Source organism: Streptomyces sp. DSM 118878 (genome assembly GCF_052936595.1).
In genome coordinates this window covers 2,863,279-2,880,524 of sequence record NZ_CP193622.1, presented here as the reverse complement: position 1 = coordinate 2,880,524, position 17,246 = coordinate 2,863,279, and the positions used below count along the sequence as shown (strand labels likewise).

Here is a 17,246-nt window from a genome sequence, read left to right as displayed (position 1 = left end):
CGTACGCGCTGACGTGGCGTGAGTGGCCGTTCGCTTCACACGGAAGGATGGCGAAGCAACGGTTCTCCTGAGGGGGCGGGTGTGGTTGTGCTGCGGGTGCGGTGTGGTGGTGCCGCGCGGGGCCGCCGCCGACCGGCCGCCGGCGTGTCTGCCGCCAAGTAGCCGTCCGACAGCGGTACGTAACGCACGACCTGCGGGGTGTGCCGGGAAGGTAGCCTTTCCCCGTGCCCCGTCTGTCTGAAGTCATCGCCGCCCTCGACGCCCTGTGGCCCGCCGGTCTGGCCGAGAGCTGGGACGCGGTCGGCACGGTCTGCGGAGACCCCGATGCGGAGGTCTCGCGCGTCCTCTTCGCCGTCGACCCGGTCCAGGAGATCGCCGACGAGGCGGTGCGGCTCGGAGCCCAGCTCCTGGTCACCCACCACCCGCTCTACCTGCGCGGTACGACGACCGTCGCGGCGTCCACCTTCAAGGGCCGCGTCGTGCACGACCTGATCCGGCACGACGTCGCGCTGCACGTCGCGCACACCAACGCCGACCGGGCCGACCCGGGCGTCTCCGACGCGCTCGCGGGCGCGCTCGACCTCCGGGTCGTGCGTCCCCTCGTGCCCGACCCCGCCGACCAGCGGGGCCGCCGCGGCCTCGGCCGGATCTGCGAACTGGACCACCCCCTGACCCTCGCCGAGCTCGCCGCGCGCGCGGCGGAGCGGCTGCCCGCCACCGCGCAGGGCATCCGGGTCGCGGGTGACCCCGAGGCGCTGATCAGGACCGTCGCGGTCAGCGGCGGCTCCGGCGACAGCCTCTTCGACGACGTGCGAGCCGCCGGTGTGGACGCCTTCCTCACCGCCGACCTGCGCCACCACCCGGCGTCCGAGGCCCGCGAGCGCACGCCGCTCGCGCTGCTCGACGCCGCCCACTGGGCCACCGAGTGGCCCTGGTGCGAGCTGGCCGCAGCCCAGCTCGACGAGATCTCCGACCGGAACGGATGGGGTCTTCGCGTCCACGTCTCCCAGACGGTCACCGACCCCTGGACCGCCCACGCGGCCTCGACCCCCGCCCGCCCGTCGCACGCCACCACCCTTCCAGCGAGCGCTTCGCGCGCCTCATCTTTCCCAGGAGCCCCCAACTGAACGCCGCGCCCGCCGACCAGATCCGACTGCTCGACGTCCAGGCCCTGGACGTACGCCTGCAACAGCTCGCGCACAAGAAGAACTCGCTGCCCGAGCACGCCGAGATCGAGTCGCTGAACAAGGACCTCGCGCAGCTGCGCGACCTGCTCGTCGCCGCGACGACCGAGGAGAGCGACTGCGCCCGCGAGCAGACCAAGGCGGAGCAGGACGTCGACCAGGTCCGCCAGCGCTCCAACCGTGACCAGCAGCGCCTGGACTCGGGCGCCGTGACCTCCCCCAAGGACCTGGAGAACCTCCAGCGCGAGATCACCTCGCTCGCCAAGCGCCAGGGTGACCTGGAGGACGTCGTCCTTGAGGTCATGGAGCGCCGCGAGTCCGCGCAGGAGCGGGTCGGCGAGCTCACCGAGCGGGTCTCCTCGGTCCAGTCGAAGATCGACGACGCCACGGCCCGCCGTGACGCCGCCTTCCGGGAGCTGGACGGGGAGACCGCCACGGCCACCAAGGAGCGCGAGGTCGTCGCCGGTTCCGTCCCCGCCGACCTGCTCAAGCTCTACGACAAGCTCCGCGCGCAGCAGGGTGGCGTCGGCGCGGCCAAGCTCTACCAGCGGCGCTGCGAGGGCTGCCGCCTGGAGCTCAACATCACCGAGGTCAACGAAGTGAAGGCGGCTTCGGCGGACACGGTCCTGCGGTGCGAGAACTGCCGCCGCATCCTGGTCCGTACGTCCGAGTCCGGCCTGTAGGACCTCCGCCCGTGCGTCCGCCCGTGCGTCCGCCCGTGGGTCCGTCCGTGCGTCAGTTCGTGTGCCAGTTCGTGTGCCAGTCCATCGCGTCAGTCCGTGGGTGCGTCCGTGGGAGAGTCCGTGCGTGAGTTCATCGTCGAGGCCGACGGCGGCTCCCGGGGCAACCCGGGGCCCGCGGGCTACGGCTCCGTGGTCATCGACGCGGTCTCGGGGGAGACGCTGAGGGAGGCCGCGGAGTACATCGGCGTCGCGACGAACAACGTCGCGGAGTACAAGGGCCTGGTCGCGGGGTTGAAGGCGGCGCACGAGCTGGACCCGGGCGCCTCGGTGCACGTACGCATGGACTCCAAGCTCGTCGTCGAGCAGATGTCGGGCCGCTGGAAGATCAAGCACCCCGACATGAAGCCGCTCGCGGCCGAGGCCGCGCGCGTCTTCCCCGCGGCGCAGGTCACGTACGAGTGGATCCCGCGCGCGGAGAACACACACGCGGACCGCCTCGCGAACGAGGCGATGGACGCGGGCAAGCGCGGCGAGCGGTGGTCGGCCTCGGCGTCGACCGCCGACCTGGACGCGAGAGCCGCGCGAGCGGCCGCCGCCCCCGTGCCCTCGGGCCCGCCGGGGGACGCGGTGGCGGGTGCGGCCAGGGCGCGGGCGGCCCTCACCGCCCCGCGTGACGAGGCCCCTGCCGTGGCGCCCCCGGTGGTGACGGGCCCCGACGCCCACGCCGCGCGCAACCTGTCCGCTCCGCCGGTCGGCTGGGCCGCGCCGGACCTCGGCGCGCCCGCGACCTTCGTGCTGCTGCGGCACGGCGAGACCCCGCTGACGCCCGAGAAGCGGTTCTCCGGCAGCGGCGGTTCCGACCCGTCACTGTCGGACGCGGGGCGCGAGCAGGCCGAGCGGGCCGCCGCCGCGTTCGCCGCGCGCGGCACGATCCAGGCGGTCGTCTCCTCGCCGCTCAAGCGCTGCCAGGAGACCGCGGACACCGTCGCCGCCCGCCTCGGTCTCGACGTCCACCTCGAAGACGACCTGCGCGAGGCCGACTTCGGGGTCTTCGAGGGGCTCACCTTCGCCGAGGCGCGCGCCCGTCACCCCGAGGAGCTGGACGCCTGGCTGGCCTCGGCGGACGTGGCACCGCCCGGCGGCGAGTCCTTCGCCGTGGTCGCGCGCCGGATCGAGGCGGCACGCGACCGGCTGACCGCCGCGTACGCGCGCCGCACGGTCCTGCTCGTCACCCACGTCACGCCCATCAAGACGCTGGTGCGCCTCGCGCTCGGCGCCCCGCCGGAGTCCATGTTCCGCATGGAACTCTCGGCGGCCTCGGTCTCCGCGGTGGCGTACTACGCCGACGGCAACGCCTCGCTGCGCCTCCTGAACGACACGTCACACCTGCGCTAGCGCGGCGGCCTCGCGGGCCAGGGACTCGACGCGGGCCCAGTCCTTGGCCGCCACGGCGTCGGCGGGGAGCATCCAGCTCCCGCCCACGCAGCCGACGTTCTTCAGCGCGAGGTACGTGGGCGCCGTACCGGCGGTGATCCCGCCCGTCGGGCAGAAGCGGGCCTGCGGCAGGGGTGCGCCGAGCGACTTCAGGTACGCGGTGCCGCCGGCGGCCTCCGCGGGGAAGAACTTCATCTCGGTCACGCCGCGCTCCAGCAGCGCCACCACCTCGGAGGTCGTCGAGACCCCCGGCAGGAACGGCACGCCGGACCCCCGCATCGCCGCGAGGAGCGTGTCCGTCCAGCCGGGGCTGACGAGGAAACGGGCCCCCGCGTCCACGGAGTCGGCGACGTTGCGCGCCGAGATCACGGTCCCCGCGCCGACCACCGCGTCCGGCACCTCGGCAGCGATGGCCCGGATCGCGTCGAGCGCGACGGGCGTCCGCAGGGTCACCTCGATCGCGGGCAGCCCCCCGGCCACCAGCGCGCGGGCCATCGGCACGGCGTCGCCGAGTTCCTCCACGACGACTACGGGGACGACGGGGGCGAGATCGAGCACAGAGGGCGTGGGCGTGGGCGTGGGCGTGGGCGCGGAGGAGGAGGTCATGACCGCATCCTGCCCCGGTGCGCGCAGCATGCGCAAAGGGTGTTGCGCATGCTGCAACCACATGGCCCAACGTGGCGGCACCGGCGCCCGTACCCGCCCACTAGTGGATCTCGCGTACCACCACGTCCAGCGCCCACGGCCTGCCCGGCTTCGTCGGAGGCTGGGCCTCCACCACGTGCCCCAGATCCCGCAGCGCCTCGACCAGCTCGGCCGGGTTCTTCGGCCGCGTCCCCGTGGTCAGCAGGGAGCGGACGATGCGGCCCTTCGTCGCCTTGTTGAAGTGGGAGACCACGGAGCGTTTCTCGACCCCGTCGACGATGTGCGCGTGCAGCACCCGCACGGTCGCCGTGCGGTCGGCCACCTCGCCCCTGGGCTTCCACGCCGCCGCGTACGCCGACGACCGCAGGTCGAGCACGAGCCCGTCGCCCGCGGCCTCCGGCATGACGGAGGCCATCGGCGCCCGCCAGTACGCGCCGAGCGCGCCGAGGCCCGGCAGTTTCACGCCCATCGAGCAGCGGTAGGAGGGGATCTTGTCGCCCACCCCGACGGCACCCCAGAGCCCGGAGAAGACCAGCAGCGAACGCCCCGCGCGGCGCTTGGCGGCGGCGTCGAGCGAGGCCAGGTCCAGGGCGTCGTACAGGACCCCCGTGTAGATCTCCCCGGCCGGGCGCGCGCCCGCCGTGCGCAGTCCGGCGTTCTTCGCCACCTCGCCCCGCAGGCCCTCGCTCAGCCCCAGCACGGCCCGCGCCTTCTCCTCGTCGGCGGCGCACAGCTCGACCAGCTCGTCGAGCACCGCCCGCCGCGCCTCGGCGAGCCCCGGCAGCGACAGCGACTCCAACTTGAGCGGGGCGCCCCGCCCCGACGAGGCCTTGCCTTCGGACGGCGGCAGCAGGACGAGCACGATCGGACTCCTTGAGCGGTACGAGGGGAGGGGTGCGGCCCCCGCGAAAGGGTACGGGGTGGGACGCCGTCGGCCGGGCCCTGGGAGTCGGCCCCCGGGAGTCGGGCCCCGGGAGTCGTCCCCGGGAGTCGGCACAGGGAGTCCGGTACAGGGAGTCGGGTACAGGGTGCCGAGCCGTGTCGGCCGCCATACGCTCGGTCCATGCCTCGCCGGAACCTTCACGTGACCGGCGCAGCGGAGGCTCCGTTGCGGGCCGCGCTGCGTGAGCTGCGCACGGAACTGGACGTGCCCCTGGACTTCCCCGCCGAGGTCCTCGCGGAAGCGGAGCGTGCCGCGAAGGCCCCGCGGCTGCCGGAGCGCGACGCCACGGACATCCCCCTGTTCACCGTCGACCCGCCCGACTCCGTCGACCTCGACCAGGCCATGCACCTCGCCCGGCGCGAGGGCGGCGGCTACCGGGTGACGTACGCGATCGCCGACGTCGCCGCCTACGTCACGCCCGACGGGCCGCTCGACGCCGAGGCCCACCGGCGTGTCACGACCCTCTACTTCCCCGACGAGAGGGTCCCGCTGCACCCCACGGCCCTGAGCGAGGGCGCCGCCAGCCTGCTGCCGGGACAGACCTGCCCCGCCGTCCTGTGGACCCTCGACCTCGACGCGGACGGCCGCACCGAACGCACCGACGTGCACCGCGCCCTCGTACGCAGCCGGGCCAAGCTCGACTACGAGGGCGTGCAGCGGGCCATCGACGACGGCACCGCCGAGGAGCCCGTCGCGCTCCTGCGGGACATCGGCAGGCTGCGCGAGGCGCTGGAGGTGGCCCGCGGCGGCATCTCGCTCGACGTGCCCGAGCAGGAGATCGTCGAGCGCGACGGACGGTACGAGCTCGCCTTCCGCGCGCCCCTGCCCGCCGACGGCTGGAACGCCCAGATCTCGCTCCTCACGGGGATGGCCGCCGCCGAGCTGATGCTGAGCGCGGGCACGGGCATCCTGCGGACGCTGCCCACCGCCCCGGACGGCGCGGTCGGCCGCCTGCGCCGCACCGCCGAGGCGCTGCGGATCGACTGGCCGCACCACGTCCCGTACGCCCGGCTCGTGCGGTCCCTCGACCCCGGGCAGCCGCGCCAGGCCGCCTTCCTCCAGGAGTGCACGACGCTGCTGCGGGGCGCGGGCTACACGGCGTTCAGCGGCGGCCGCCTGCCCGACCCGGCCGTGCACGCCGCCGTCGCCGCCCCCTACACCCACTGCACGGCCCCGCTGCGCCGCCTCGTCGACCGCTACGCCTCCGAGCTCTGCCTCGCCGCCTGCGCGGGCGCGGGGGTCCCGCAGTGGGTGCTCGCCGCGCTGGAGGAGCTGCCCGCGGAGATGGCCGAGGGCACCCGGCGCGGCAACACCGTGGAGCGCGAGTGCGTGGACATCGTCGAGGCCGCGCTGCTCAAGGACCGGGTCGGCGAGATGTTCGACGCGGTGGTGGTGGACGTGAAGGACAACGCACCGGTCGTGGGCACCGTCCAGCTGACCGACCCGGCCATCGTGGCCCGCGTCGAGGGCGGCACGGCGAAGCTGCCGCTGGGGGAGCGCCTGCGCGTCAGACTGACCGCGGCGGACCCGGGCACGACGAAGGTGCGGTTCGAACCGGTGTGAGCCGCCGGGTCAGGGCCGCGAGGAACTGCGCCGGCTCGTCGGCGTGCAGCCTGACCGTCGTCACCTCGCGACGCGCGCCGAGGAGGCCGACGGCGGCCACGGGCTCCGTCAGCTCCAGGGTGAGCGAGGTCTGCGAGGCGACGGGGATGTCCAGTACGCCGTCGGCGGGTTCGTGGGTGTAGCGCCGGTCGGCCCGTACGGCGGCGATCCGCGCGAGCGGTATCCGCAGGTCGTGGTGGGCGCCGTGGCGCACCCGCAGCTCATCGGGGGAGAGCACGTGCGGCCGGGTCACGGACGCCGCGTGGAGGCCGATGAACAGCAGCACGGTGTAGACGTCGACGACCAGCACCACGGCGTGCGCGGTCGGCCAGGGGCGGAGCAGCACCGACATCCCGTACGTCTCGACGACGCACACGAAGGCGAGGCCCAACAAGGTCGCCGCATTGCCCCTGGCGTGCCCGAACGCCTCTTGGTCCACACCGTCCCGCACCCCGGCCTGCGCCGCGCGGCCCACAGGACGAGGCTCGCCAGAACGCGGAACTCGTGCCCGAGGATCCGCCGTACGGGCTCGGGGACGAGGCCGTCGAGGGAGGCCTTGACGGCGGCGGAGCCGCCCCGCCGGTACACGACGGCGAGTCCCGCGGCCTCGCACAGCAGGAGCGCCGCGATCGCGGTCTCGGCGGCGATCAGTACGGGTGTGGGCAGGGTGACGCCCGCCATTACACAGCAGACGATCACGGCCTCGGCGGGCATGGCGGTGTACGCGATGACGCGCAGGGCCCGCCGCGGAGTCCGAGCCGTCATTCGCCGCGGAGTCCGAGCCGTCATTCGGTGCCCCCTCGGTCCCGTCGGGCGAGCAGCCGCATCGCGCGGCGGACGGCCTCCGCCTGGGCCGGCGGGAAGTCGGCGAAGAAGGCGCCCAGGAAGGTGGCGGCCTCGGCGGAGGCGCCCGGGCCGCGGCCGGCGGCCAGAGCCTCCGCCCCGTCGGCCCCCAGCTCGTCGAGCAGCGAGTTCGGCAGCGCGTCGGCGAGCGCGCGCGCCGCTCCGTCCACCGCCCGTTCCACGTCCGGCGCGGTGAGGTCGGTGAACTCGGCCAGCGCGTCGAGCCGGGCGTACACGTCGTGCGCCCGCTCGACCGCGTCCGGCGCGAGCGCGGGGCCCATCGCGGCGATGAAGCGCCGCCGGTCCTCGGGCGAGGCCGTGGTGTCGATGAGGGCGAGCATCTCGCGGTCCTTCTCGGCCATCGCGGAGGCGGGCCTTTCGCTGTCCGCCGCGCCGCGGCTCATCTCGCCGAAGAAGCGGGCCAGCTCGGGCGAGACGGGGCCTTCGGCGGGCAGCCGCCCCCGCTCGGCATCGGCGAGGAGGGCGCGCAGCCGGGACCTGCGCTCCTTGATGTCGGCCTCCTGCCGGGCGAGGTCGGCGTCCAGTTCGGCGAGGACCTCGGCGAGCTCACGCCCGGCGTCGTCGGCGAGGACGTCCCGCACCTCGGGGAGGCCAAGGCCCAGCTCGGTGAGGCGCCGGACGCGGGCCAGCGCGACGGTGTGCCGCAGCCCGTACTCGCGGTAGCCGTTGGACCGCCGCTCGGGCTCGGGCAGGAGGCCCAGGTGGTGGTAGTGCCTGATGGCGCGCGTGGTGACGCCGACGATGCCGGCGAGTTCTCCGATCCGCATGGGTTCAGTAGAGAGGTTGCCGCTGCGTCAAGGTCAAGGTCAAGGTCAAGGGTGCTGGAGCGCTGGCCGGGGGCCTTCGACGGTTCTGCGGCTCGGCCGCCGGGCGGCACACGGCGGAGGGTAGGTTGACAGCTAACGGCGTTAGCCATACGTTAATGGCTAACGACGTTAGCCACGCGGCATTGCCCCGGCTACGAGAACGCGTCATCGCCCCGGCTACGAGGAGGATCGGAACCGATGAGCACCCTGACCCCGACACAGACGGGCACCGCCACCCCCACCCCCACCCGCATCCGTCCCGCGGCGGTGAAGCGGCCCCTCGCCGTCGTCGCCCGCCGTACGGCCTGGCTGGCCGGCGCGCTCTTCTGGTCGGCCTTCGCCGTACTCGAAGGGGTCAACCACGGGTGGCTCGCCGGGCTGCTGGCCGGGGTCTTCTTCATCGCCCCGGACCTGACGTTCCTGGTGGCTGCGCGCGATGCGCCACGCATGGCGCGCGGTCAGCTCCCGCCGCGCGCGGTGCCGTACTACAACGCCGCCCACCGCGCATCGGTCCCGCTCGCGCTCGTCGCCCTCTACACCGCCGCGCCGGTCGTCTGGGCCCCGGCCTTCGCGGCCCTGTGCGGCTGGCTCGCCCACATCTCGTACGATCGCGCCTTCGGCTATGGACTGCGTACGAAGGAAGGCTTTCAGCGTGGCTGACCAGCGGCAGGCGCCCGGCGCGGCAGAGGCGCTCCCCACCTGGGGCGAACACCTCACCCCCCGGGCCAGGGACATCGTCCGCGCGGCCCGCGAGCTCCTGGAGGAGTCCGGCGCCGAGAAGCTCACCATGCGATCACTGGCCGACCGACTCGGCATCAAGGCGCCCTCGCTGTACAAGCACTTCCCCGACAAGTCGGCGGTGGAGGTGGAGCTGATCGCGCAGATGCTCGACGAGATCGCCGCGGTGTGCGAGGCGGCGGTGCAGGGTTCGCGGGGCGGGGTGTCGGCTCCGGGTACACCGGCCGGGGTGTCGGCTCCGGGTACACCGGCCGGGGTGACGGCGCGGGATTCACCGGCGGGGGCGGGGGCGGGGGCGGCGGCTCCTGGCTCGGCGGTCGATGGGGCGACGGCGGGCACATTGGGCGATGCGGGGGCTCCTGGCCCACGGGGTGAGCCGGGGGCTCCGGGGCCACGGGGTGAGCCGGGGGCTCCGGGGGCACGGGGTGAGCCGGGGGTCCCGGGTTCGCGGGGCGATGCGGCGGTGCCGAGCCCCATCGAAGCCCTCACCGACGCCTACCGCGCGTACGCCCTGCGCCACCCCCACCTCTACCGCCTGGCCACCGAACGCCCGCTGCCCCGCCACGCCCTGCCCGAAGGCCTGGAGGACAGGGCCGCCGCCCCGCTGGTCCGCGCCTGCGCCGGGGACGGGGAGCTGGCCCGCGCCGCCTGGGCGTTCGCGCACGGGATGGTGATCCTGGAGATCCACGGACGGTTCCCCGAGGGAGCCGACCTCGGCGCGGCATGGAAAAAGGGCACGCGGGCGTTGATCGGGTGAGAGCGTTCGACCCGGCGCCGCATGGCCAGGCGCCGCACGAGGAGGCACCCCGCGGCCCGGCGCCGCATGGCCAGGCGCCGCACGAGGAGGCACCCCGCGGCCCGGCGCCGCACGGCCAGGCGCCGCACGAGGAGGCACCCCACGGCCCGGCGCCGCACGGCCAGGCGCCGCACGAGGAGGCACCCCGCGGCCCGGCGCCCCACGCCTCGACGCCGCAGGGCGAGGCACCGCACCCCCCGCCCCCCAGCACCGCTTCGACCGCCGCGGCCAAGCGGCCCCGTGAGCACGCCCTCTGGGCCAGAGCCCCCCTCGGCACCCGCGGTGACAGCCTCGATCTGCTGACCGCCCGCTTCGACCGGCACCGCTACGCGCCGCACTACCACGAGGAGTTCACCGTGGGCGTCGGCGTCGGCGGCTCCGAGGTCATCGACTACCGGGGCGGACGCGTGGACGCAGGCCCCGGCTCCATCATCATCCTCGCCGCGGGCGAGGTGCACACGGGCAGACCGGCGGCCATGGGCGGCTACGCCTACCGCGCCATGTACCCGCTGCCGTCCCTCCTCGCCGAGGGCACCACGGCCCCGCCGCACTTCCGCGAAGCGGTGGTGGACGACCCGGAACTGGCCGCGGCCCTGCGCGCGGCACACACCGAGCTGAGCGGGGCCGGGGGCCCCGTGGACCCCCTGGAGGCCGAGTCCCGCCTGCCCTGGCTGCTCACCGCCCTCGCCCGCAGACACGGCACCGCCCGCCCCGTCGCCGACCGCGTCCCGGGCGCCGACCACATCGCCCGCACCGTCCGCGAACGCCTCGCCGACGAGCTCCTCGCCCCGCCCTCCCTCACCGAACTCGCCGCCCCCCTCGGCCTCTCCCGCTACCAGCTCCTGCGCGCCTTCCGTACGTCGACGGGGCTGCCGCCCTACGCCTGGCTCGCCCAGTACCGCGTGACGCGCGCCCGCGCCCACCTGGAGGCCGGCCTGCGCCCCGCCGAAGCGGCCTCCCTGGTGGGCTTCGCCGACCAGGCGCACCTCACGCGCTGGTTCCGCCGGGTGCTCGGGGTGACCCCGGCGGCGTACCGCAACAGCGTTCAAGACGCGGGACGCCGCCGCGGTGGAGACTCCCGGCATGACGGCACGCGGCTGGTTCCTCTTCTCGCTCATGGGGGTCCTGTGGGGCATCCCGTATTTCATGATCAAGGTGGCGGTGGACAGTGACCTGTCACCGTCGATGGTGGTCTTCACGCGCTGCGCGCTGGGCGCGGTACTCCTGCTCCCCTTCGCGGTACGGCAAGGCGGCCTGACCCGGACGGTCCGCAGCCACTGGCGGCCGATGCTGGCCTTCGCGTGCATCGAGATCCTCGGCCCGTGGTGGACCCTGACCGACGCGGAGCGGCACATCTCCAGCTCCACGGCCGGGCTCCTCATCGCCGCGGTACCGATCATCGGCGCGCTCCTGGCCCGCTTCTTCGGCGACACGGAACGCCTGGGCGCCCGCCGCCTGACGGGCCTCGGCCTGGGCCTCGGGGGCGTCGCGGTCCTCACGGTCCCGCACCTCACGGGCGGCGACGCCTGGTCCTTGACGGAGGTCATGCTCACCGCGCTCGGCTACGCCATCGCCCCGCTGATCGCGGCCCGCCACCTCCGCGAGGTCCCGACGCTGCAACTGATCGCGCCGTGCCTGACGCTGGCGGCCCTGGTCTACGCCCCGGCGGCGGCGGTGTCCTGGCCGGACTCGCTCCCGAACACCCCCACCCTCCTCTCCCTGGCGGGCCTGGGAGTCATCTGCACGGCGCTGGCGTTCGTCGTCTTCCTGGAACTGATCCGGGAGGCGGGCCCCACGAGGGCGGTCGTCTTCACGTACGTCAATCCGGCGGTGGCGGTGGCGGCGGGCGTCACGTTCCTGGACGAGCCGCTGTCGATGGGCATGGTGGCGGCCTTCGCCCTGATCCTGGCCGGCTCGTTCCTGGCGACGGCGGCCACGGCACCGAGCCCGCGCACCCGGCGGGTAACATGGTCGGCACGGCAGACGAGCCGGGCGGGCGGCCGCGTGAAGACCCCTTCGGGGGTGCTTCCCGAGGAACGTCCGGACTCCACAGGGCAAGGTGGTGGCTAACGGCCACCCGGGGTGACCCGCGGGACAGTGCCACAGAAAACAGACCGCCGAGGGCTCCGGCCCCCGGTAAGGGTGAAACGGTGGTGTAAGAGACCACCAGCGCCTGAGGTGACTCAGGCGGCTAGGTAAACCCCACCTGGAGCAAGGTCAAAAGGAGCGCGGTAAGACGCGCTCTGCGCGGACGTTCGAGGGCTGCCCGCCCGAGTCCGCGGGTAGACCGCACGAGGCCGACAGCAATGCCGGCCCTAGATGGATGGCCGTCTCCCCGGCCGCCGCGAGGCGACCGGGCGACAAAATCCGGCGTACAGCCCGACTCGTCTGCCGCTCCGTGAGGACGCGCGCCGCGCGCCTGCGCAGCCCCGAGCCAGATCATGACCTGGCCTGTACGCGCAGCTCCGCCCATACGGTCTTGCCAGGTGCCGCCCGGCGAACCGCGACGCCCCACGCGTCCGAGAGGGCGGCGACGAGGAGCAGCCCGCGACCGGACTCGGAAACGGGGTCCGTAACGGGGGGGGGGGGCGGACGGCGGCTGCTTCTCGGTATGCGTGTCGCTCACCTCGATGCGGCAGACACCGTCGACCTCGGTGAGCCGCAAATGGGAGTCCCTGCCGGGCACCGCGGGACGGGCGCGCTGTCTGTGTTCGGGCGGCAATTGAAGCTGTTCCGTGAGCGGGCGGGCATGGACCGCGCGAGGCTCGGGGCTCTGCCCGGCTACTCGGCCTCGACGGTCGCGTCGTTTGAGCAGGGACGGCGCATTCCACCGCCGAAGTTCATCGACCGGTCTGATGAGGTGCTGGACGCGGGCGGAGTGCTGAGCGCGGGCAAGGAGGAGGTGGCTCGGGCTCAGTACCCGGCGTTCTTCCGCGATGCAGCCAAGCTGGAGGGCGAGGCGATTGAGTTGCACGTGTACGCCAACCAGGCGGTACCTGGGCTTTTGCAGGCTGAAGAGTACGCCCGGGCGGTGTTCACCACCTGGCGGCCGTTGCTGCATGAGGATGTGGTCGAGCAGAGGGTGGCAGCGCGATTGGCCCGACAAGAGATCTTCTGTCGCGCACAGTTGCGCACCCTCGGCTTCGTCATCGAAGAGTCGGTACTTCGGCGGCCACTGGGTGGGTGGATCGCTATGCGAGGGGAGGAACGGAAGCCCGTCCGGGAGATCGAGGAGCAGTACGGCCTCCTCCGGGCTCAAGCGCTGACTCCGCGCGAGTCGCTGGCCTTCGTCGAGAAGTTGCTTGGAGAGAGATGAACGTTGAACAGCCCGTACTTGAGACAGCCTGGCGCAAGAGCAGTTACAGCAGTGGTGCTGGTGGCGAATGCGTCGAGGTGGCGGCATCCACCACCTCGGTTCACGTCCGCGACTCAAAGGACACGGCCCGCGCCCCCCTTGCCGTACACCCCAAGGCATGGACCACGTTCGTCGAGTTCGCGGCGCTCTGACGCGTACAGACCCTCGGCAAGTACACGGGCCGAGGGCCTTGCGCGCATCGTCTTGCGCGGCACTCTGCAAACCGGTCGCCTGGCTCAGAGCTGTCAGCTGGACAGAACCAACTGCCCTGACTGCGCACGTAGTTACTGTAGGTTCCTGCTATGAAACAGGGCAAAGTGGCAGAGAACCCCGAGTCGCGCTTCTCCGCGGTGCTGGTGGGTGCGGCGAGGCTTCCGGGCGTGCGTATCGACAGAGCGGCGTACCTCCGAAGAGCGCTGGCGCGCCACTGTTCCGAGGACGAGATCCGAAGAGCGATCGAAGAGACCCCCGCGGCGGCGGGCATCACTGTCGAAGTCCTCGACAAATTGGCCAACGACTCCATCCGTTACGAAACCGGCAAAGTCAGCGCTCTGTCCGCCGCCGCAGGGATACCCGGCATCCTCGCTCTTCCCGCCACTGTGCCGGCCGACATCGCCCAGTACTTCGGCCACATGCTCCGTATCGCGCAGAAGCTCGCGTACCTCTATAGCTGGCCCGATCTGTTCTCCGACGACGGTGACGACGTCGACGACGCGACCATGGGGGTGCTCACGCTGTTCTTCGGCGTGATGTTCGGTACCCAGTCGGCGAACGCCGCTGTCGGGAAGGTCGCGACGATGATGTCGGAGCAGGTCGCCAAGAAGCTGCCTCAGAAGGCACTCACGCAGGGCGTCATCTACCCCATAGTGAAGAAAGTCGCCGGCTACCTAGGTGTCCAGATGACGAAGCAGTCCTTCGCGAAGAGCGTCTCGAAGGCCATTCCTGTCGTGGGGGCTGTCGTCTCTGGCGGGCTTACCTTCGCGACTTACCTGCCCATGGCCAAGAGGCTGAAGAAGCACCTCTCCAGCTTGGAACTGACGAAGCCGACACGTCGAGTCGTAAACGAAGAGGCCGTAGAAGCCGTAGAAGCCGCCAAGTCTGGAGAAGCGGTTTGATCTCCCGCTTTTCCGGAACCGGGATTCCAGCACGCGCAGGCGACGGTGCGGGACTCCCAGCTCGCGAAGCCACGCCCCGCGAAGTGCTGACAGTGCTCCAGCTTGTTCAGGAAGCCGATACAGCTGGTGTAGACCCGGCCAAGGTTCGCTTAGTACGTGGGTTAGTACGTGGGTCGATCCATGCGCTGAGGGACGCCGGACGGGAACGCGTCAAACACTGGGAATGTCCGGCTTCGCCGCGATGAGCATGTTCCTGGGGATGACCACGAGGCGTTCGTCCGCGCCGATCGAGACGTCGTCGGGAAGGTTCTTGGCGAGTTCCTGGGTGAGGTCACGCCCGATGACGGCGATGTCCCCATTGGCGAGTTCCCAGATGTCCGGGCAGTCGGGAGTTCCCGTTGTATTTCCGAGTTCCTGCGGTGTTTTTCCCAGACGCTGCTTGAAAGTCGTGTCCGGATCTGCTTCCCACGGCCTGGCCATATTCTGGCACCCCCTCGATCAGTCAGGACTTGACTGTAGCGTGCCGCGGACTCACCTGGCCATGTGTCAGGCCTGAACTACAAGGGTATCGGCGAGGTTTGGATGTGCTGTCGGACATCGGGTGCGGCCGCGATCACGACCCCGGCAAACACTTTCCCGAGCCGCTCATCCACACTCCGCCGCTGCCGCTGCGCCCCGAAGAGCAACGCGTCCCGAAGCCGCCGCCGCCGAACGGAGACGGACTCCAGCAACTGGCTGTCGTTGTCCTGGGCTGCCATGCAGCAGTCCTATGCACCGAGGGCCGTGGATCCGGCCTCGTGTCGGTAACTCATTCGATTCCTATGTCATAAGACATATCGGCAAAGCATAGAAAGGGTTCGCTGGTGTGCCGCCGTGGTGTTTTCCAGTGGTCGATTCAGGATGCCGCCAGCAGCCGTTCCGGAGCTTCCCCTTCCCGTAGCCAAGTAACGGCTACCTTCCGCGCCACAGCCTGGTACAGCACGTTGTTGACGCCGTCCTCCGGCCAGGATTTTTCAGCGACCTTGTCGAGCTTGCCGAGGTAGTCGTACAGATCCTCTTCACTTGCGAAATGGATATCCGTAAGTTGTTCGTAGTCGGCGACTGAAAGGCCCCGTGTGCGGATTATTTTCGCGAGCTCATTGCGAACAGAGTCAACGTATGGTGCTTGCTGCCCGTTTTCCGGCGGTCGACCGGCGACGGGCCGGTCGCGGCTCCCCCTTTTTTCGCGCGGACGTGGGAGCCGTCCACACGCACGAGACCACTCGAGTTCGCCGGCCGCATTCAGCGCTTCGCAAGCAGGATGCCGTGCAGCTCCTGGAAAGTTCCGGCCTGCTGCCACCGGTCCAGGCGCCGCCAGCAGGTCTGGCCGGAGCCGAACCCCAGCTTGAGTGGCAGAAGTTGCCAGGCAATGTCCTGGTGCAGGACATACAGGATGCCCTGCAGGCACAACCGGTCAGCTACCGGCTTCGGCCCTGGCGACCGCTCGGGCCAGGGCGGCAATCAACGTGTTATTCCGGAGGGGTACCGAAGCCCCTTATTCACCGGACACACCCGCCGCGACGCCGCCTTCGACCACCTCACGCCAAGTGCGCACCGTGGTAGGTCGGTGCCAAGCGGGATACCTCCAGCGCTACCACTTGCACACCGCCAGGGCTTCACTGCGCCGTCAGTGACGCTGGAGTGCAGTTGCTTTGCCTCCTCTGAAAGCGTGCTGCCTCGCCTGTGTACGTCCCCTTGGCCCTGCTCAAACTCCGGGGGCCATGGCCCTTCAACTGCACGTCAGACGCGGCTGTACCGCATGGGCCGGAAAGCGCCAAGAGTCCACCCCGTCGGGTCGGGGGCCAGTGGGTCGAAGTTTCACCCCCCCTATTTGTACACATACACACCGAGCGGTCGGGAGGTGGAGCGAGATAGCTTCCTACCCGAGATCAGCGCGATAGGACCTGCGCTTGAAAAGTCTTGATGCCTGCAACCTTGCTGGTCGCGCCGCCCCTAACTCGTGGTTGTCAACGCCGGGTTGTCTGATATCGACACGGCGCATCTCCCCCAGCGGCATAACGTCGATGGGACCGGACTCCCCACGCCACGCCGCAGCGACGCTGCGTCCCTTCCTCCACTGGCGACGCGCAATGGCGCGCGACAGGAGCCAGAGGACATGCGAGCCAAACAGGGCAATGCCCAGAGAGAGGACGACAAGATGAGCCGCAGCACGGAACCCATCACGCCGATTCCGGCACTCGAACTCCGGTGTGGCGGACTCCACGTGACCATCCAGCGCGTACCTGTGTGGCTGATCACACTCATAACCACTGCCACCGGCACAGGAGCCGCATGGTGGGCTCACCAGTGAGCAGCGTGCGTGCGCGCCCACATCGCACCCCTTCCACACTCGCATGGGGTCTGGTCGGAACCGGGCACGGGACGGCCTTGAGTCGATGGCGCGGACGGCAGAGCGGTTGAACCTTCCCCTCCGTGTCCGTCTCCCAGGGCTCTCTCCGCCGGTGGTCTCCGCCGTTGAGGCCCCTGGGGCGACGACACACCGGCCTCGCAGGTTCAAGACCGATGTGTTGAAGATCGGGTCAATGGCGGAGGCCGACCTCTCGAGCTCGTCGACCCCTCCCAAGAAGTACTCCTGAAGCTGTTTCTGCGAACTGGTCGGCTTCAGGCCCTGAGGGCAGATCGTGACGCTCGACTGGCATGGTCAGGGAAGGGTTCCCTTGCTGATGTCCGTTGTGCACGCGGGCGTCCACGGCAGAGGATCTGGGCGCCTCTGCCAGTACCACGGACCTTCCGGGATGACTTGGCTCTGCCTCACCTCGGGGGCATTGTCGGGCCGGCATGCGGCGACATGTGCGATCTGCCGGGCTCCGGTACAAGCAGCTGAAGTGGTTGTGTCCCTCAATGCCCAGCACATCATCGATTGGTGCCTCGTCTGGGGTGTGCCGTATGGGAGATCTCGTTCCGAAAGTATGCATCGGCTCTGACCGTATCCTCAGCTCTATCGAAGCGCTGATCGCTTAGGGAATCTCACCACCTCGCATCTACATAGTTCGAGACCTCGAGGAGCTGTGCACGTTCCAC

General features: G+C 71.2%; 16 protein-coding genes, 1 other RNA gene and 4 pseudogenes. 13 read left to right on the top strand and 8 right to left on the bottom strand.

Going from position 1 to position 17,246, the window contains the following annotated elements; genetic code table 11:
- Positions 1–224: 224 nt before the first annotated feature.
- The 3 genes from ACRAKF_RS12625 to ACRAKF_RS12615 all read left to right on the top strand — a co-directional run bounded on the left by ACRAKF_RS12625 (position 225) and on the right by ACRAKF_RS12615 (position 3,262).
- Positions 225–1,127, top strand: a complete 903-nt coding sequence (locus ACRAKF_RS12625; RefSeq protein ID WP_447037111.1) for a Nif3-like dinuclear metal center hexameric protein — start codon at positions 225–227, stop codon at positions 1,125–1,127.
- Positions 1,124–1,867: a zinc ribbon domain-containing protein gene (locus tag ACRAKF_RS12620; protein WP_447041950.1), complete on the top strand. Its 744-nt coding sequence runs from the start codon at positions 1,124–1,126 to the stop codon at positions 1,865–1,867. The genes ACRAKF_RS12625 and ACRAKF_RS12620 overlap by 4 nt, the downstream gene beginning before the upstream one ends.
- Before the next feature lie 120 nt (positions 1,868–1,987).
- Positions 1,988–3,262 (top strand): bifunctional RNase H/acid phosphatase, encoded by a 1,275-nt coding sequence (locus ACRAKF_RS12615; RefSeq protein ID WP_447037110.1) that lies wholly within the window; start codon positions 1,988–1,990, stop codon positions 3,260–3,262.
- Here ACRAKF_RS12615 and eda read toward each other — a convergent pair.
- Together eda and yaaA are read right to left on the bottom strand one after the other, a co-directional pair.
- Positions 3,248–3,907 (bottom strand): bifunctional 4-hydroxy-2-oxoglutarate aldolase/2-dehydro-3-deoxy-phosphogluconate aldolase, encoded by a 660-nt coding sequence (eda, locus tag ACRAKF_RS12610; protein WP_447037108.1) that lies wholly within the window; start codon positions 3,905–3,907, stop codon positions 3,248–3,250. The genes ACRAKF_RS12615 and eda overlap by 15 nt on opposite strands.
- A 100-nt stretch (positions 3,908–4,007) precedes the next feature.
- On the bottom strand, positions 4,008–4,808 hold the full coding sequence (gene yaaA / locus ACRAKF_RS12605; RefSeq protein ID WP_447037106.1) for a peroxide stress protein YaaA: 801 nt from the start codon (positions 4,806–4,808) through the stop codon (positions 4,008–4,010).
- A gap of 201 nt (positions 4,809–5,009) precedes the next feature.
- On the opposite strand from yaaA, the gene ACRAKF_RS12600 reads away from it, so the two are divergent.
- The gene (locus ACRAKF_RS12600) at positions 5,010–6,452 is read left to right on the top strand and encodes an RNB domain-containing ribonuclease (RefSeq protein ID WP_447037105.1); all 1,443 of its coding nucleotides are present in this window, start codon (positions 5,010–5,012) and stop codon (positions 6,450–6,452) included.
- Here the strand turns inward: ACRAKF_RS12600 and ACRAKF_RS12595 are convergent.
- Positions 6,397–6,966, bottom strand: a complete 570-nt coding sequence (locus ACRAKF_RS12595) for a hypothetical protein (protein WP_447037103.1) — start codon at positions 6,964–6,966, stop codon at positions 6,397–6,399. The two genes, ACRAKF_RS12600 and ACRAKF_RS12595, sit on opposite strands and share 56 nt — an antisense overlap.
- A gap of 310 nt (positions 6,967–7,276) precedes the next feature.
- A complete protein-coding gene (locus ACRAKF_RS12590; RefSeq protein WP_447037102.1) occupies positions 7,277–8,122 on the bottom strand; it encodes a MerR family transcriptional regulator in 846 nt (281 codons plus the stop codon).
- A 237-nt stretch (positions 8,123–8,359) separates the two neighbouring features.
- Here ACRAKF_RS12590 and ACRAKF_RS12585 point away from each other — a divergent pair, with 237 nt between their 5' ends.
- The 9 genes and pseudogenes from ACRAKF_RS12585 (at position 8,360) to ACRAKF_RS12545 (ending at position 14,165) form a co-directional block, all read left to right on the top strand.
- The gene (locus tag ACRAKF_RS12585; protein WP_447037101.1) at positions 8,360–8,821 is read left to right on the top strand and encodes a DUF4260 family protein; all 462 of its coding nucleotides are present in this window, start codon (positions 8,360–8,362) and stop codon (positions 8,819–8,821) included.
- Positions 8,784–9,008 (top strand): annotated as a pseudogene (locus ACRAKF_RS12580) (helix-turn-helix domain-containing protein); the annotation flags it as partial. The gene ACRAKF_RS12585 and the pseudogene ACRAKF_RS12580, both read left to right, overlap by 38 nt.
- Before the next feature lie 345 nt (positions 9,009–9,353).
- Positions 9,354–9,656, top strand: a pseudogene (locus ACRAKF_RS12575) (TetR-like C-terminal domain-containing protein); the annotation flags it as partial.
- 335 nt (positions 9,657–9,991) lie between these two features.
- Positions 9,992–10,747: pseudogene (locus ACRAKF_RS12570) on the top strand (AraC family transcriptional regulator); the annotation flags it as partial.
- 31 nt (positions 10,748–10,778) lie between these two features.
- Positions 10,779–11,561 (top strand): annotated as a pseudogene (locus tag ACRAKF_RS12565) (DMT family transporter); the annotation flags it as partial.
- 118 nt (positions 11,562–11,679) lie between these two features.
- Positions 11,680–12,086, top strand: an RNA gene (gene rnpB / locus ACRAKF_RS12560) — RNase P RNA component class A.
- 274 nt (positions 12,087–12,360) lie between these two features.
- Positions 12,361–13,011: a Scr1 family TA system antitoxin-like transcriptional regulator gene (locus tag ACRAKF_RS12555; protein WP_447041949.1), complete on the top strand. Its 651-nt coding sequence runs from the start codon at positions 12,361–12,363 to the stop codon at positions 13,009–13,011.
- Positions 13,008–13,202, top strand: coding sequence for a DUF397 domain-containing protein (locus tag ACRAKF_RS12550; RefSeq protein ID WP_447037100.1), 195 nt, complete (start codon positions 13,008–13,010; stop codon positions 13,200–13,202). The genes ACRAKF_RS12555 and ACRAKF_RS12550 overlap by 4 nt, the downstream gene beginning before the upstream one ends.
- 150 nt (positions 13,203–13,352) lie before the next feature.
- Positions 13,353–14,165: a hypothetical protein gene (locus ACRAKF_RS12545; protein WP_447037098.1), complete on the top strand. Its 813-nt coding sequence runs from the start codon at positions 13,353–13,355 to the stop codon at positions 14,163–14,165.
- 210 nt (positions 14,166–14,375) lie between these two features.
- On the opposite strand, the gene ACRAKF_RS12540 is transcribed toward ACRAKF_RS12545, so the two are convergent.
- The 4 genes from ACRAKF_RS12540 to ACRAKF_RS12525 form a co-directional block, all read right to left on the bottom strand.
- Positions 14,376–14,645 (bottom strand): hypothetical protein, encoded by a 270-nt coding sequence (locus ACRAKF_RS12540; protein WP_447037096.1) that lies wholly within the window; start codon positions 14,643–14,645, stop codon positions 14,376–14,378.
- A 77-nt stretch (positions 14,646–14,722) separates the two neighbouring features.
- Positions 14,723–14,923: a hypothetical protein gene (locus ACRAKF_RS12535; RefSeq protein ID WP_447042309.1), complete on the bottom strand. Its 201-nt coding sequence runs from the start codon at positions 14,921–14,923 to the stop codon at positions 14,723–14,725.
- Between the two features lie 137 nt (positions 14,924–15,060).
- Positions 15,061–15,504: a hypothetical protein gene (locus tag ACRAKF_RS12530; protein ID WP_447042307.1), complete on the bottom strand. Its 444-nt coding sequence runs from the start codon at positions 15,502–15,504 to the stop codon at positions 15,061–15,063.
- Complete coding sequence (locus tag ACRAKF_RS12525) at positions 15,447–15,614, bottom strand: transposase (protein ID WP_447037095.1); 168 nt, start codon at positions 15,612–15,614, stop codon at positions 15,447–15,449. Before ACRAKF_RS12525 ends, ACRAKF_RS12530 begins: the two co-directional genes overlap by 58 nt.
- Positions 15,615–17,246: the final 1,632 nt, after the last annotated feature.

Excerpts from the sequence above, each read along its gene's own strand:
- eda (WP_447037108.1), bottom strand. The coding sequence starts at position 3,907 with ATGACCTCCTCCTCCGCGCCCACGCCCACGCCCACGCCCACGCCCTCT.
- ACRAKF_RS12600 (WP_447037105.1), top strand. The coding sequence starts at position 5,010 with ATGCCTCGCCGGAACCTTCACGTGACCGGCGCAGCGGAGGCTCCGTTG.
- ACRAKF_RS12590 (WP_447037102.1), bottom strand. The coding sequence starts at position 8,122 with ATGCGGATCGGAGAACTCGCCGGCATCGTCGGCGTCACCACGCGCGCC.
- ACRAKF_RS12585 (WP_447037101.1), top strand. The coding sequence starts at position 8,360 with ATGAGCACCCTGACCCCGACACAGACGGGCACCGCCACCCCCACCCCC.
- ACRAKF_RS12555 (WP_447041949.1), top strand. The coding sequence starts at position 12,361 with ATGGGAGTCCCTGCCGGGCACCGCGGGACGGGCGCGCTGTCTGTGTTC.
- ACRAKF_RS12550 (WP_447037100.1), top strand. The coding sequence starts at position 13,008 with ATGAACGTTGAACAGCCCGTACTTGAGACAGCCTGGCGCAAGAGCAGT.
- ACRAKF_RS12545 (WP_447037098.1), top strand. The coding sequence starts at position 13,353 with ATGAAACAGGGCAAAGTGGCAGAGAACCCCGAGTCGCGCTTCTCCGCG.
- ACRAKF_RS12540 (WP_447037096.1), bottom strand. The coding sequence starts at position 14,645 with ATGGCCAGGCCGTGGGAAGCAGATCCGGACACGACTTTCAAGCAGCGT.
- ACRAKF_RS12535 (WP_447042309.1), bottom strand. The coding sequence starts at position 14,923 with ATGGCAGCCCAGGACAACGACAGCCAGTTGCTGGAGTCCGTCTCCGTT.